Here is a 13,806-nt window from a genome sequence, read left to right as displayed (position 1 = left end):
AGCAGCCTCGGCTACCGCAGTCCCGCCGAGTACGAGACCGCGCTCGCGGCCTGACCACCACACCAATGGTGTCCGTCAAAGCGGAGCAAGCTCAGTACATGGCTACAGGCCCTCCCCCGTGAAAGCAGGCACATCATATGGGTGCCCGTCGGAGGATCCCGAGGCGGTATCGATGGCCCTACTGAACGTAGACGCCTCTGCCAGCCCTGCCGCACCGACCACCATGGGTGTGTTCGCACGCAGGTTGAGTCCACCGGTCCGTGCGGAGTCGCGCGGAGCCGCGAGCGGGCCAAGCGGCCGGCCACAGGAGCGGGCCCATCAGGCTCGCCGACGCGCGATACGTCGGTATGCGTCATGCGGAGCGGATGATTCGTGGTAGCAGAGAGCCGACTCGACTACTCTCCGATGTCCCGCACCGACGAAAGGCGTCCATGCTCACATCGCTGACCGACGTGTGGCCGCTGAGCTGGAGCATCGGGATCTTCCTCCTGGCCACGGCCGTCACCGTCGTGTGCAGTATCCGGCTCGCAGGGTTGGGCGATACCCTCGCCGACCGCACCGGTTGGGGAGAAGCTCTGTTCGGCGCGGTGCTGTTCGGCCTCGTGACGTCTCTCTCGGGCATCGTGATGACCGCGGTCAGCGCCGCCGCCGATCAGCCCGAACTCGCGTACAGCAACGCTGTCGGCGGTATCGCCGCGCAAACCCTCGCGCTCGTCGTCGCCGACGCCTTCTTGCGGAGAGTCAACCTCGAACACGCTGCCGCATCACTGCCCAACATGATGTTCGGCTGCCTGCTGATCGGTCTGCTGGGCATCGCTCTGATGGCCGCGTTCAGCCCATCGGTCACCGTTCTGGGCCTGCATCCGGCGTCCGTGGTGATGGTGGCCTTCTACGTCGGCGGTCTCCAGCTCATCCGCTCGTACGGCGAACCCATGTGGCGCGCGGTGCCCACCAGGGAAACCGTTGCGGATGTCGCGAGCGAAGACACCGAGGGGTTCGCCGGTCACAAGACGTCACGGCTGTGGATCGAGTTCGTGGCCGTGGCGAGCCTCGTCATGTGCGGGGGCTGGGCGGTGGCCCGCGCGGCGGAGGGCATCGTGGAGCACACCGGTCTGGGCGCCGGTCTCGTCGGGGCTGTGTTCATGGGCCTGGTCAACGCCCTCCCGGAAACGGTCACGTCCATCGCGGCCGTCCGGCGCGGCGCCGTCACGCTGGCCATCGCCGCCGTCGTCGGCGGGAACTGCCTGGACGCGCTCAACCTCGTCGTCGGCGACATCGCCTACCGCGGCGGGTCCCTGTTCCACGCCGCGAACCCGGACGAGCTCTTCCTCACGAGCGGCGCGCTGGTCATGACGGCGGTTCTGCTCGGCGGCCTCCTCGTCCGCCAGAAGCGCGGCTGGCTGAAGATCGGCTTCGACGGGATCCTGCTCGTCATCATCTACGCGAGCACCGTCGCCGTGCTCGCCCTCTGAAGCCGACGCGTTCGAGACCGGCGGGGGCCGGGAGCCGTCCCCCTGCTCGCCCGCGCGGTCACTCGGATCGCACCCCCGGACCACGTCGACGACAGCAACGCCTCCCAGGGGCCCACCACTCCCTGGACCCGAACGCTCCTTGAGGCTCAGGGCCCCGTCAGCGGTGGTGCGGCCGGGGCGCGCAGGCCCAGCTGGTCGCGCAGGTCGATGACGTCCTCGGGGTGGGCGGCCAGCAGGCGTCGCGCCACCGGCAGCGGCATACGGACGACCACCGGGCGGGGCAGCGTCAGTTCGCGCTCCGCCACCTCCGTACGGGAGGTGCGCACCCGGTCGGTCACCCGCGCCACCACCTTGACGTCCAGGGTGAACTGCACCAGCACCGAGGAGAACTTCGGCTTGTGCAGCGGCATCGAGCCCGCGCCGTGCGCCGCTGCGCCGCTCGCCGAGCCCGCGCCGCCCGTGTTGCCCATCAGCTGGTTGAGCCGGAACTCGTCGGCGTTCAGGACGCCCGCTCCCAGCAGGCCGCGTGCCCCTCTGCCCTGCTCGGCCGAGCTCTGGCCGTCGCTCTGGGTGGGGCGTGGCGCCCCGAGGTGGCTCTGGGCGACCGTCTCGAACGTCATCTTGTCCCCGACGCCCAGCACCCTCCCCGCCCGCAGCCGCGCATGCACCGAGGCCTGGAGGTCCTGGCCCGTCGCCCCGCTCGCGTGCACCGGCGGCAGCTCGGCCCCGGCGCTGGTGAGCAGCGGCAGGGCCGCGATCAGCCACTCGGTGGAGACCGCCTCCCCGAGTGTGTACGCGGCGGCCTGTCCCTTCTTCCGGAACCGGTCGCCGCCGCCCGCCGCCCGCACTGCCGTGTGCACCAACTCCCTTACGCGTGGCGCTCCCTGGAAGCCGTTCACCTGGGCCTCCATCGGCAGCGGCACCCCTTCGGCCCGCCAGCCGCCCAGCCCGGCCCGGTCGCCGGGCGGTCTGTCCGGCCCACTGCGGGCGGGGGCGCGGAGCGGGGCGCTCACCCGGCGCAGCGCCGTGAGGTCGCTCTCCAGGATGCGGTGGACCAGCGACGTGCGGCCCGTGGCGGCGAAGGCCAGCCGGCGGTCTCCCCGGTGGAGTTCGAGGGTGGCGATCACCGGCACCCGCATCTTCGCCGCCCTGGCCGTCTTCGCCTCCGCGACCGTCTTCATCCCCAGCTGGCCCCGTGCTGCTTCGCCCCTGCGGCGTCCGGAGCCGGAGGAGACGCCGAGCCCGCCCGCCCCGCCGGCGCTCCTGACCGGGCCCGCCCCGCCGTCAGGTTTGCCGGAGCCCGCGAGCACGCCCTCCACGCCGGTGGTCGCCCCCTCGTCGTGGGAGGTGGACTGCTGGGCGACCGCCGAGGTGATGTACTCCATGTCCCGGCCGTCGTCCGCCTCCCCCTCCTTGGCCGCCTTGCCGACGCGGTCGACCTTGAAGACCGCCCAGTACGGCGTCCTGCGGCCGTCCAGGAGTTCCACCGTGACCCCGCCGTCCATCGCGCTCCCCAGCAGTCCGGTGGAGCCGTCCCGGTCCAGGACCCGCAGGAGGCGCTGCACGTTGTCGTTGCGGTCGCTCAGCTGTTGGCGCGGAAGCAGTTCGTCGGCCACGTCCTGCTGCCCGGTGCGCGCGAGGGTGACGCGCAGCCGCTCCAGCAGGGGCACGAAGTCCGGCAGGTCCTCGATCATGCCGAATCCGAGCGGCAGATCGCGGGCGAGAGTCGGTCGCGGACGGGACGGGACGCCGGACGTCCCTGCCGTCGCGGTCCCTGCGGTCCCCGCGGCCCCCACAGCCCCCGCGGTCATGGCCGCTGACGTCGATGCCGTCGCTGACGCTGATGTCGATGCCGTCGCCGGCATCGATGCCGTCGCTGACGTCGACGGTTCCGCCTCCAGCTTCAGCGCCTTCCGCGCCGACTCCGGCAGCTCCACCCCCGCCGCCCGCAGCTGCTCCGCCGTCAGCCACACCGCCGCCGCGCCGGGCAGGGTCCGCGCCGCGTTCTCCACGTACGGGCCGCCGCCCGTGACCTTGACCTCCGCCACCATCGTGACCAGCAGATCGCACCGGACGAGGTACAGCGGGGCCTTCTTCGGCGTGTGGGCGTTGCGCTCCACGGTCCCCGACACGGTGGCGGCCTCGCTGTCGCCCGTGCTCGTCGTCCTGAACCCCGACAGCCCCTCCCCGGCCCGCCACTCCGCGCCGTTCTGCACGCCGGTCACCCCGGCCTGCACCGTGCTCGCCGTGCCGCTGCCCTGCTGGCCGCCCGCCTGGTGGCCGCCCAGCACAAACGTCTCGGTGCCGGGGCCGGCCGCCTCGTGCACCAGCTGCGGGGCCGCCAGCGTCAGCCGGGTGCCCACCGCGCCGTTCAGCGCGGCCAGCCGGCGCGGATAGCGCAGGTTCTTCACCACCCAGCCGGAGGACGCGGCCTGCCGAAGCGCGGCCGAGATCGCCCGAGGGCTGAAGCGCTCCTCGACCGCCAGCCGGGGCGCGAGACCCTCTGTGGCCAGCGCCGGATCCTGACGGCCCGCCTCACCACGGGCGGCGGCCCCGGACAGCAGCGCGAGGGCGAGGTCGCGTACCGGCCGGCCGTCGCCGACGGTCTCCACCAGCTGCCAGTCCCGTACGAGCTGCCCGGCGGCCGGGGCGGGGGCGAGCGCGGCCAGGTCGCCGATGCCCGCCGCCGCCACGGGCCGCTCCGGGCCGGGGGCCTGACCGGCGCCCGCGTCCAGCCGCGCCTTCTCCTCCACGCCCACGGTGAACTCGGACGGGGTCAGCAGACGTACGTCCTGCTCCTCCAGGTGCAGCCCGGACAGCAGCCTGGCCTCCGGCGCGTCCCGGCCGGGGCCGCCCGGGGTCACGGCACGAGCCAGTTTGCGCTGCCGCGAGGTCATGGTGACGTCCACGTTCAGGCGCAGCGCCGCCCCGAACGCGCTCGCCTTCTCGGATCCGTTGGTGAGGACGTCGGTACGGGTGGTGGGGCCGCCCTGGTTGCGGCGGGCGCCGGAGCTGTTCCGCTCGTAGCGGGCCGAGCCGGTGAGGACGCCCGGTACCAGCCGGGCCTGGGCCAGCACCATGCCTCCGATGGAGCGCGAACTGCTGCGCCCGCTCTGCGCGTTGGCGGCGACACCCGAGTGGGCCCGGACCAGCCAGTCGTCGATGTCGCCGAGGTGGCTCGCCTCGCCCAGCTCGCCGTGGACCCGCAGCTGTACGTCGTGGGAGTGCATCGTGGTCTTGCGGCGCAGCCGTACCCGGATGCCGGTGGAGAGCAACTGGTCTTTGTTCACCCGCAGGTTGGCCTCGGACAGGGCGGCCATCAGCTCGCGGTGGTTGGTGCGCTGCGCCTCGTCCTCCTCCCGGCTGATGCCCGCCCGGGGCGCGGTGGCGCCGAAGGCGGGCAGATATCCGGTCAGCCGGGGGTCGGTGGCGGACATCTCCCGTACGGCCTTCAGCAGGGGTGCGGTGTCGAGCCGGCCGAGTGTGACGCTCGACCCCATCGCGCCGAACGGCAGATGGCGTGCGTCCGCCGTACCCGCATCCCTGTCCGTGTCCGTGTCGGCGTCCGTGGCCGGTCCTGGACCGGCCCGCCTCGGCTCCGGCCTCTTGACGAACTCCCCTGCCGTGACCCCCGGCGGCAGTGGCAGCCCCAGCTCCTGGGCCTCGTCCGCCCGCAGCCCGACCCACACCCGCATCGCGTGGGTGGCGACCCGGGTCTCCGGGCGCAGCACCATCCCCGCCGACCGGGGGCCGGTGCCCTCCACGGTGAGCTGGACGGTCCCGAGGTACAGCACCTTCTCGCCGCGCACCTCCGCGCCCTGCCGGCTGGAGACGGTCTGCTCGTTCACGCTGAACCGGGCCTTGCGGGCGGCGGCGACCGGCATCGCGGTGGCCCGCACCACGGCCGCGCCGCTCGCGGCCCCGACGCCGATCGCCGGGCCGATCCCGCCGGCGACGGCGCGCCCCTTGCCCGCCGTCTCGGTCGTGGTGTGCTGGGCCTGCTGGTGGGTACGGAGCTGGGTCCTGCCGGTGGCCCAGGCGGGGGACAGGCCGGTGACGACGGCGCGCATACGGTAACTGCCCGCGCTGCTGCCGTCCTTGGAGTGCAGGTCGTCCCCGGTGACGCCGCTGCCCAGCAGCCGGGGCAGGTCCTCCAGCACGGTCGGGGTGGCGGTCGCCTCGTACAGCCGGGAGCGGCCGGGAGCGCCCGGCGCGGTCAGCGAGGGGTGCAGGACGGAGGCGACCGCGTCGAACAGCCCGCCGCCGCCCTGGTGCGGCCCAGCCGTGTCGGAGACGCCGACCGGGGCCAGCGAGTCGGCCAGCGCGACCCGCCGCGCGAGGTCGTCGCCCACCGGCTGGGGCGGGGCCGGCGCCCCGGTGCCGGCCGGGATCAGGTGCTCGGTGGGCACCCGCTGGGTGAGGCCTCCCGAGCCCCGGTAGACCTGCGCGTCGCCGCCCGCCCGGGGCCGGACCCGTACGACGTACACCACGCGGCGCGGCACTTCCACCGAGCCCTTGTCGCTGCGCAGCACGCGGGGTTCGGCCACGCCGCGCTGGGAGCGGGAGTCCCGCGAGGACTGCCAGGGCTGGACGTTCCCCGTCGCCGCGCCGCCCAGCCACAGCCCCGGCGCCACCGGGGCGAGCCCGAACGCCGTAGCGCCCACGCCCGTGCTCGTGGAGTTGCCGGCCGTTCTGCTCGCGGTGGCCCCGCTGTTGTGCTGGACGTCGACCTTGGTCTCCTTGCCCTCGGCGTCGTCCACCGCGGCGAGCGGCGCGCCACCCGGGTCCGGTGCGGCCGTCGGGAGGTCGGCGGCCGGGTGGAACGTGGGCGGCCGGTCGTCGGGGGCGGGTGCGATGCCGACCGTGACGTCGAAGCCGTCACCGTCCCCCGCGCCCTCCACCGCGAACGCGCGGCCCCCGCCGAAGAACGACTCGGGCCGCCCGGCCAGTTCGGCGGCGATGCCGGCCACCGTTCCTTCGCCGTGGCCCACGACGGCCGCGACCGCGTTGCTCACGAACTCCTGCCCGGTCAGCCCGTACGCCGTGGACAGTCCGCCCGTCTCCAGGGCCATCAGGTACGGCGGCAGCACGAGCCCCTGCTCGGCTCGCTCGTCGATGGCCGGGGGCGGGGCGACGGGCCGCTTCCCGCGTCGCAGCGCCCGTGTGGTGGCCTCGTTGCCCATCATCCGCTGCATGGCCGGCAGACCGGGCGGACCGCCGCCGACGACCCCGGGACCGGCCGGAAGCTGCGCGCGGCTCACCTGCCCGGCGTCACCGGACCCGCGCCGCACGCTCGCGCTCGCGCCGTCGTTGCCTGACCACTGCTGCCTCCGCACCGCCTCAACGTAGCCAGCGGTCCGGCGGCCCACGGCCGATCGGGCGGCCGGGCGGACGTTCGCCGCCGAATCCTCATTCCCGCGCCAACTCCCGTACACCGGAAGGTCCGCGCGGGCTCCGCCCGGAACGCCCACCAGCTGTCCCTGCCCGTTGAGCCAGAATGACCACATGGGCGGACAGACAACGGACCTGAGCGCGGACATGAGCGCGGACACGGACGTGAGCGCGGCGATCGCCGGTGAACTGCAGCTGATGGACCCCACCGTGCGCGGGTCACGGTCGCTGGCCGGGCGACTGCTCGACCCCGAGTTCGTCGAGGTCGGGGCTTCGGGGCGGCGCTGGACGTACGAGGAGATGCTCGCCGCCCTCCCCGGCCTGGACGGCGGGAAGGCGGACGGTCCGCGCTACGAGCCGGCCGGCCTGACCGGGGTCGTCCTGGCCCCCGGGCTCGTGCACCTGACGTACGAGACCGTCATCGGCGGCAACCGGGCCCGCCGCAGCTCCCTGTGGCGCAGGCAGCCCGACGGGACGGCATGGCGGATGTACTACCACCAGGCGACGCCCGTCCCGGCGGGGTGAGAGGGAGCCCCGGCGCAGCCGCAGCAGTCACCCCAGCCCCTCCTCCACCAGCGCCGCCCACTGCGCCACCACCCGCGCCCGCCGGGCGGTGTCGTCGGTGAGGAGGTTGGCCAGGCCCAGGCCGCGGGCCATGTCCAGCAGGCCCTGGACCGTTTCGCGGGCCCCGGGGCGGGACTCGTCCACGCCCAGGAGTCCGACGGCGATCCGGTGGGTCTCCCGGCCCACCCGCGCCTCCAGTTCCGTGACGCGCGGGCGGAGCTGGGCCTCGTTGGAGGCGGCGACCCAGAGCTGGAGCGCGGCCCGGAACAGGGGGCCGGTGTAGAGGTCGACCAGGGCCGCGACCACCTCGGCGCGGCCCTGGACGGGGAGCGTGCGCAGGGCGGCGGAGCGTTCCTCGGCGACGTACTCCACCGCGCCCGTGAACAGGTCCTCCCGGGTCGGGAAGTGGTGCTGGGCCGCGCCGCGCGAGACGCCGGCGCGCTCGGCGACGACGGAGACGGTGGAGCCCGCCCAGCCGTGTTCGGCCAGGCAGGCCACGGCCGCCTCCAGGAGCCGCTGCCGGGTCGCCCGGCTGCGGTCCTGCTTGGGCGCGTGCACAGCCCTGGTGGGGGAAGAGGAGGTCACCGCACCCATGCCGGGTCCCGTCGTTCGAGGAAGGCCGTCATCCCCTCCCTCGCCTCGTCGGAGGCGAACAACGCGGCGGAGCGGGCGATGAGGTCTTCGGCGTACTGGTCGAAGCTCCTCAGCACCGTAGCCGTGACCAGCTCCTTCGACGCGGCCAGCCCCTGCGGCGAGGCCCGGCGCAGGCCGTCCAGGACCGGGGCCAGCGCCTGGTCCACGTCGTCGGCGGCCACCGTCACCAGCGAGATCCTGGCCGCCTCCGCCGCGTCGAACCGCTCACCGGTGAGGTAGTAGCGGTTCGCCGCCGTCCGGTCCACGCGCGGCAGCAGGGTGAGGGAGATGACCGCCGGGGCCAGGCCCAGGCGGGACTCCGTCAGGGCGAAGGACGACGCCGCGCCCGCCACCGCGATGTCGCACGCCGCCAGCAGGCCCAGGCCGCCCGCCCGGACGTGCCCGTCGACCCGGGCCACCACCGGCTTCGGCAGCGCCACGATCTCCCGCATCAGGCCCACGAACGCCTCCGGGTCGGGCGGCGCCTTCAGGTCCGCCCCCGCGCAGAACGCCGGCCCCGTGTGGGCCAGCACCACCGCCCGTACGGTGTCGTCCGCCGCGCACCCCGCCAGCGCCTCCCGCAGCTCGCCGACCAGCGCCGCCGAGAGCGCGTTGCGGTTGGCCGGGGAGTCCAGGGTCAGCGTCGCCACGCCCCGGTCCCGGGACTTCCCGATCAAGGTCACTTGCCCTCCGAACAATCCGTCACTCTGTCAGTACGTCACGCCGTCATACGTAGCGCCGTCACGCCGTCACACCGTCAATACGTCAACCGTCAGTGCGGCTTCTCGCGGTCGCGCAGCTCGCGCCGGAGGATCTTGCCGGACGCCGCCCGGGGCACCGCGTCGATGAACTCGGCCCGCCGCACCTTCTTGTACGGGGAGACCCGCTCGGCGACGTACGCCATCACGTCGTCGGTGGTCAGGCCCTCCGCCGCCGGGCCCCGGACCAGGAACGCCTTCGGGACCTCGTTGCCCTCGGCGTCGTACACCCCGATCACCGCCGCGTCCGCCACCTGCTCGTGGGTCAGCAGCAGGGCCTCCAGCTCGGCGGGGGCCACCTGGTAGCCCTTGTACTTGATCAGCTCCTTGACCCGGTCGACGACGTACAGCCAGCCGTCCTCGTCCACCCGGCCCACGTCGCCCGTGTGCACCCAGCCGTCCTCGTCGATCATCGCGGCGGTGGCGTCCGGCCGGCCCAGGTAGCCCTTCATCACCTGGGGGCCCCGGATGAGGATCTCGCCGTCCGCTCCCGACTCCGCGTCCTTCGCCGGGTCCGGCAGGGACACGATCCGCATCTCGGTGCCCGGCAGCAGCTTGCCGACCGTGCCCGGCGGCGGCTGCTCGACGGAGAGCGGCACCACGTGCGTACCGGGCGACAGCTCCGTCATCCCGTACGCCTGCCGCACCGGCGGCAGCCCCAGCCGGGCCGAACAGGCGGCGGCCAGGTCGGCGTCCAGCGGGGCGGCGGCGCTGACGATGTACCGGAGCGAGGAGAGGTCGTACTCCCCCACCAGCGGGTGCTTCGCCAGCGCCAGCACGATCGGCGGGGCCACGTACAGGCCGGTGATGCGGTGCGTCTGGATGGCTTCCAGGAACTGCGCCAGGTCGAAGCGGGGCAGGACGACGACGGTCGAGCCGCAGCGCAGCGGGACGTTCATCAGGGCGGTCAACCCATAGATGTGGAAAAAGGGAAGAACCGCGAGGATCCGGTCGCCCTCTTCCATCGGAATGAGCGGTCTCAGCTGCTCCAGGTTGGTCGCGATCGAGCGGTGCGTCAGCATCACGCCCTTGGGCGTGCCCGTCGTGCCGGAGCTGTACGGGAGTGCCGCGACGTCCTCGCCCGGGTCGATCGCGATCTCCGGTTCGGGGGCGGTGGAGGCCAGCATGTCCAGGACGGAGGGGTGGCCCTCCGCCTGGTCGCAGACGTAGATCTCCCGTACTCCGCCGGTCAGTTCGGCCGCGCGGCGGGCCGTCGCCAGGAGCGGGGAGACCGTCACGATCCATTGCGCCCCGCTGTCGGCGAGCTGCTTGGCGAACTCCTCGGGCGTGGCCAGCGGGTGGACCGTGGTGACGGACGCCCCGGCGCGCGTGGCCCCGTAGAAGACCGTCGGGTAGGCGATGGTGTTCGGGCTGTGGAGGGCGAGGACGTCGCCCTTCCTGAGCCCCGCCTCGGCGAGCGCGGCGGCGATGCGCCGGTGGAACCCGTCGAGCTGGGTGTACGTGAGGGAGTTCCCGTTCGTCCCGTCGATCAGCGCGACGGTGTCACCGAACCCGGCCGCCTCGCCGAGGACCGCTTCGTGGATGGGCGTGTCGAGGGCCGGTACGTCTGCGTATTCGCTGCGGAACACCATGGCGGTCCCCTGTCGTCGCGGCTGCCCGCGCCGCCCGGGAGGAGGCGCGGGACGCCGTGCGGGTGTGGAGGGTCAGAATCGCCCCTGGGGGTGGGGAAGGGCGAGAGGTCGGACAGCGGGAATACTCACGGCGCGCTCCCGTACGACGGGAAACCCCGAGGCGCGCTCCAGCAGTACGCGGGAAACCCGGGCGCGCTCTAGTACGACTTCGGCAGGCCCAGCGACTGGTGCGAGACGTAGTTCAGGATCATCTCCCGGCTGACCGGGGCTATGCGGGCCACCCGGGACGCGGTGATCAGGGACGCGAGCCCGTATTCACGGGTCAGGCCGTTGCCGCCGAGGGTGTGCACGGCCTGGTCGACCGCCTTCACGCACGCCTCGCCCGCCGCGTACTTCGCCATGTTCGCCGCCTCGCCCGCCCCGACGTCGTCGCCGTCGTCGTACAGCCGGGCCGCCTTCTGCATCATCAGCCGCGACAGCTCCAGGTCGATGTGCGCGGCGGCCAGCGGGTGCGCGATGGCCTGGTGGGAGCCGATCGGGGCCTTCCACACCTGCCGGGTACGGGCGTACTCCACGGCCTTGCCGAGCGCGAAGCGGCCCATCCCGATGCCGAACGCGGCCGTCATGATCCGCTCGGGGTTCAGTCCCGCGAAGAGCTGGAGCAGGCCCGCGTCCTCGTCGCCCACCAGCGCCCCGGCCGGGAGGCGCACGTCGTCCAGGACGAGCTCGAACTGCTTCTCGGAGGCGTGGAGTTCCATGTCGATCAGGCTGCGGCCGAACCCGGGGGCCTCGCGCGGGACGATGAACAGGCAGGGCTTCAGCTTCCCCGACCGGGCGTCCTCGGTGCGGCCGACGATCAGGGTCGCGTCGGCTATGTCGACGCCGGAGACGAAGACCTTCCGGCCGGTGAGCACCCAGTCGGAGCCGTCGCGGCGTGCGGTGGTGGTGATGCGGTGGGAGTTGGAGCCGGCGTCCGGTTCGGTGATGCCGAAGGCCATGGTGAGGCTTCCGTCGGCGAGGCCGGGCAGCCAGGTCCGCTTCTGTTCGTCCGTGCCGAAGCGGGCGATGACCGTGCCGCAGATCGCGGGCGACACGATCATCATGAGCAGCGGTGAGCCTGCCGCACCCAACTCTTCGAGCACGATGGACAGTTCGGCCATTCCGCCGCCTCCGCCGCCGTACTCCTCGGGGAGGTTCACCCCGAGGTAGCCGAGCTTCGCGGCCTCCGCCCACAGCTCGTGGGTGTGGGAGCCCTCGCGGATGACGGTGGTCATGTAGTCGCGCCCGTACCGCTTTCCGAGGGCGGCCACGGCGGCGCGCAGTGCCTGGTGCTCTTCGGTTTCGAGGACGGTGGCGACGGGGCGGGCGGTGCTCATGCGGTCTCCTCCGGTACGGGGATGGCGGCCAGGTCCTCCTGGACCACGGCGAGCAGCGCGCCGACCTCGACCTGGTGGCCGGGGGCGGCGTGCAGAGCGGTGAGGGTGCCGGAGGCGGGCGCGAGGACGCGGTGCTCCATCTTCATCGCCTCCAGCCAGATCAGCGGCTGCCCGGCCGCGACGGCGGACCCGGCGGCCAGGCCCTCCGCGAGGCGGACGACGGTCCCGGGCATCGGGGCGAGCAGGGAGCCCGGTTCGGTGTGGGTGGCGGGGTCGGTGAAGCGGGGCAGGGCGGTGAAGGTGTACGAGGCGTGGGCGGTGTCCACGTACACGCGTCCGCCGCCGCTGCCACCGCCGCTGCCACGGTCGGCTGTGACCTCGAAGTGCCGTGCCACGCCGTCGACTTCGAGGGTGACGCAGGCGGGGGTAACGGCCAGGACCCGGATGTCCGGTGCCTCGTACGGTTCCGGGGCGCCGGTGCGCCGCGTGCGGTAGGCCACCTTGTGCTCGGTCCCGTCGGGTTCGCCGCGGTAGCGCTTGACCTGGGGCCCCGAGGGCACGTTGCGCCACGCCCCGAAGCGGGTGGGGGCGGGGGCTGTGGACGGGGCGGCGGATACGGCTTCCGCCAGGGCGGCGGCCAGGGCCGCCCGGCCCGGGTCGCGGCCGGGCGCCGGGGCGGTGAGCCCGGCCAGGTGCCGGTCGTAGAACCCGGTGTCCAGGCGCGCCGCCGCGAAGTCCGGGTGGCGCAGCGACCGTACGAGCAGCTCGCGGTTGGTGACCGGGCCGTGGATCCGGGCCCGCTCCAGCGCGCGGGCCAGCAGCCGGACGGCCTCGGCGCGGGTCGGGGCGTGGGCGATCACCTTGGCGAGCATCGGGTCGTAGTGCACGCCGATGGTGTCGCCGCCGGTGTACCCGGTGTCCAGGCGCAGGCCCGGCGCGTCCGGCACCTCCAGGGCGTGCAGCGCTCCGGTCTGCGGCTGCCAGTCGCGCGCGGGGTCCTCGGCGTAGAGCCGGGCCTCGACCGCGTGGCCCACCGCCGGCGGGGGCGTCGGCTCCAGCGCCTCGCCCTGTGCGACACGCAGTTGCAGCGCGACCAGGTCGAGCCCGAACACGGCTTCCGTCACCGGATGTTCGACCTGGAGGCGGGTGTTCATCTCCAGGAAGTGCGGGTGCCCCTCGGCGGAGACCAGGAACTCCACGGTCCCCGCACCCCGGTAGCCCACGGCGCGGGCGGCCAGCACCGCCGCTTCGCGCAGCCGGGTGCGCAGGGCCTCGTCCAGGCCGGGGGCGGGGGCCTCCTCGATGACCTTCTGGTGGCGGCGCTGGAGCGAGCAGTCCCGGGTGCCGAGCGCCCAGACGGTGTCGTGCTCGTCCGCCATGACCTGGACCTCGATGTGCCGGCCGCGCTCCACGTACGGCTCGGCGAAGACCTCACCGTCCCCGAAGGCCGACGCCGCCTCGGCGGATGCCGCCAGCAACTCACCCGGCAGCGCGTGAAGTTCGCGGACGATCCGCATCCCCCGCCCGCCGCCGCCGGACGCCGCCTTCAGCAGCAGCGGCAGATCGTCCTGCCCGGCCGTCGCCGGGTCCACCGGGGCGGGCAGGGGGACCCCGGCTCCGGCCATCAGCTCCTTGGCCCGGGTCTTGGACGCCATCAGCTCGATGGCCTTCACCGGCGGGCCCACCCACACCAGGCCCGCGTCCTGTACGGCGGCGGCGAAGGCGGCGTTCTCGGAGAGGAAGCCGTAGCCGGGGTGCACGGCGTCCGCCCCGGCGGCCAGCGCGGCCGCCACGACGAGGTCGCCGCGCAGATAGGTGTCGGCGGGGGCCGCGCCCGGCAGGCGTACGGCGAGGTCCGCCTCCCGGACGTGCAGGGCCCCGGCGTCCGCGTCGGAGTACACGGCGACCGTGGTGATGCCCAGGTCACGGCAGGTGCGGAAGATACGGCAGGCGATCTCGCCCCGGTTGGCGACGAGCAGCGTGTTCATGGTCGACGTGGTCGTGGTCGTGGTCATCTGGG

8 protein-coding genes are annotated in these 13,806 nt (G+C 73.8%); 2 read left to right on the top strand and 6 right to left on the bottom strand.

Going from position 1 to position 13,806, the window contains the following annotated elements:
• Positions 1-431 precede the first annotated feature (431 nt).
• Positions 432-1,472 (top strand): sodium:calcium antiporter, encoded by a 1,041-nt coding sequence (locus ACGF2Y_RS18245; RefSeq protein ID WP_392948192.1) that lies wholly within the window; start codon positions 432-434, stop codon positions 1,470-1,472.
• 146 nt (positions 1,473-1,618) lie between these two features.
• On the opposite strand, the gene ACGF2Y_RS18240 is transcribed toward ACGF2Y_RS18245, so the two are convergent.
• The gene (locus ACGF2Y_RS18240) at positions 1,619-6,808 is read right to left on the bottom strand and encodes a hypothetical protein (RefSeq protein WP_392948190.1); all 5,190 of its coding nucleotides are present in this window, start codon (positions 6,806-6,808) and stop codon (positions 1,619-1,621) included.
• A 169-nt stretch (positions 6,809-6,977) separates the two neighbouring features.
• Here ACGF2Y_RS18240 and ACGF2Y_RS18235 point away from each other — a divergent pair, with 169 nt between their 5' ends.
• Positions 6,978-7,388 (top strand): DUF4440 domain-containing protein, encoded by a 411-nt coding sequence (locus ACGF2Y_RS18235; protein ID WP_392948188.1) that lies wholly within the window; start codon positions 6,978-6,980, stop codon positions 7,386-7,388.
• 27 nt (positions 7,389-7,415) lie between these two features.
• Here ACGF2Y_RS18235 and ACGF2Y_RS18230 read toward each other — a convergent pair whose 3' ends face one another.
• The 5 genes from ACGF2Y_RS18230 to ACGF2Y_RS18210 all read right to left on the bottom strand — a co-directional run bounded on the left by ACGF2Y_RS18230 (position 7,416) and on the right by ACGF2Y_RS18210 (position 13,801).
• Positions 7,416-8,021, bottom strand: a complete 606-nt coding sequence (locus tag ACGF2Y_RS18230) for a TetR/AcrR family transcriptional regulator (protein ID WP_392948185.1) — start codon at positions 8,019-8,021, stop codon at positions 7,416-7,418.
• Positions 8,009-8,743: an enoyl-CoA hydratase family protein gene (locus tag ACGF2Y_RS18225; protein ID WP_392948183.1), complete on the bottom strand. Its 735-nt coding sequence runs from the start codon at positions 8,741-8,743 to the stop codon at positions 8,009-8,011. Before ACGF2Y_RS18225 ends, ACGF2Y_RS18230 begins: the two co-directional genes overlap by 13 nt.
• An 89-nt stretch (positions 8,744-8,832) precedes the next feature.
• Positions 8,833-10,410: a 4-coumarate--CoA ligase family protein gene (locus ACGF2Y_RS18220; protein WP_392948180.1), complete on the bottom strand. Its 1,578-nt coding sequence runs from the start codon at positions 10,408-10,410 to the stop codon at positions 8,833-8,835.
• Between the two features lie 197 nt (positions 10,411-10,607).
• Positions 10,608-11,786: an acyl-CoA dehydrogenase family protein gene (locus tag ACGF2Y_RS18215; RefSeq protein WP_392948178.1), complete on the bottom strand. Its 1,179-nt coding sequence runs from the start codon at positions 11,784-11,786 to the stop codon at positions 10,608-10,610.
• The gene (locus tag ACGF2Y_RS18210) at positions 11,783-13,801 is read right to left on the bottom strand and encodes a biotin carboxylase N-terminal domain-containing protein (protein ID WP_392948176.1); all 2,019 of its coding nucleotides are present in this window, start codon (positions 13,799-13,801) and stop codon (positions 11,783-11,785) included. Before ACGF2Y_RS18210 ends, ACGF2Y_RS18215 begins: the two co-directional genes overlap by 4 nt.
• Positions 13,802-13,806: the final 5 nt, after the last annotated feature.

Source organism: Streptomyces sp. NPDC048142, from assembly GCF_043202835.1.
Taxonomy (GTDB): Bacteria; Actinomycetota; Actinomycetes; order Streptomycetales; family Streptomycetaceae; genus Streptomyces.
Note: the sequence above shows the minus strand (reverse complement) of the source record. Positions and strands in the feature narration are given on the sequence as shown.

What these genes read in the sequence shown, in the direction of transcription:
- ACGF2Y_RS18220 (WP_392948180.1), bottom strand. Translation starts at nt 10,410, where the DNA reads ATGGTGTTCCGCAGCGAATACGCAGACGTACCGGCCCTCGACACGCCC.
- ACGF2Y_RS18230 (WP_392948185.1), bottom strand. Translation starts at nt 8,021, where the DNA reads ATGGGTGCGGTGACCTCCTCTTCCCCCACCAGGGCTGTGCACGCGCCC.
- ACGF2Y_RS18245 (WP_392948192.1), top strand. Translation starts at nt 432, where the DNA reads ATGCTCACATCGCTGACCGACGTGTGGCCGCTGAGCTGGAGCATCGGG.
- ACGF2Y_RS18215 (WP_392948178.1), bottom strand. Translation starts at nt 11,786, where the DNA reads ATGAGCACCGCCCGCCCCGTCGCCACCGTCCTCGAAACCGAAGAGCAC.
- ACGF2Y_RS18210 (WP_392948176.1), bottom strand. Translation starts at nt 13,801, where the DNA reads ATGACCACGACCACGACCACGTCGACCATGAACACGCTGCTCGTCGCC.
- ACGF2Y_RS18235 (WP_392948188.1), top strand. Translation starts at nt 6,978, where the DNA reads ATGGGCGGACAGACAACGGACCTGAGCGCGGACATGAGCGCGGACACG.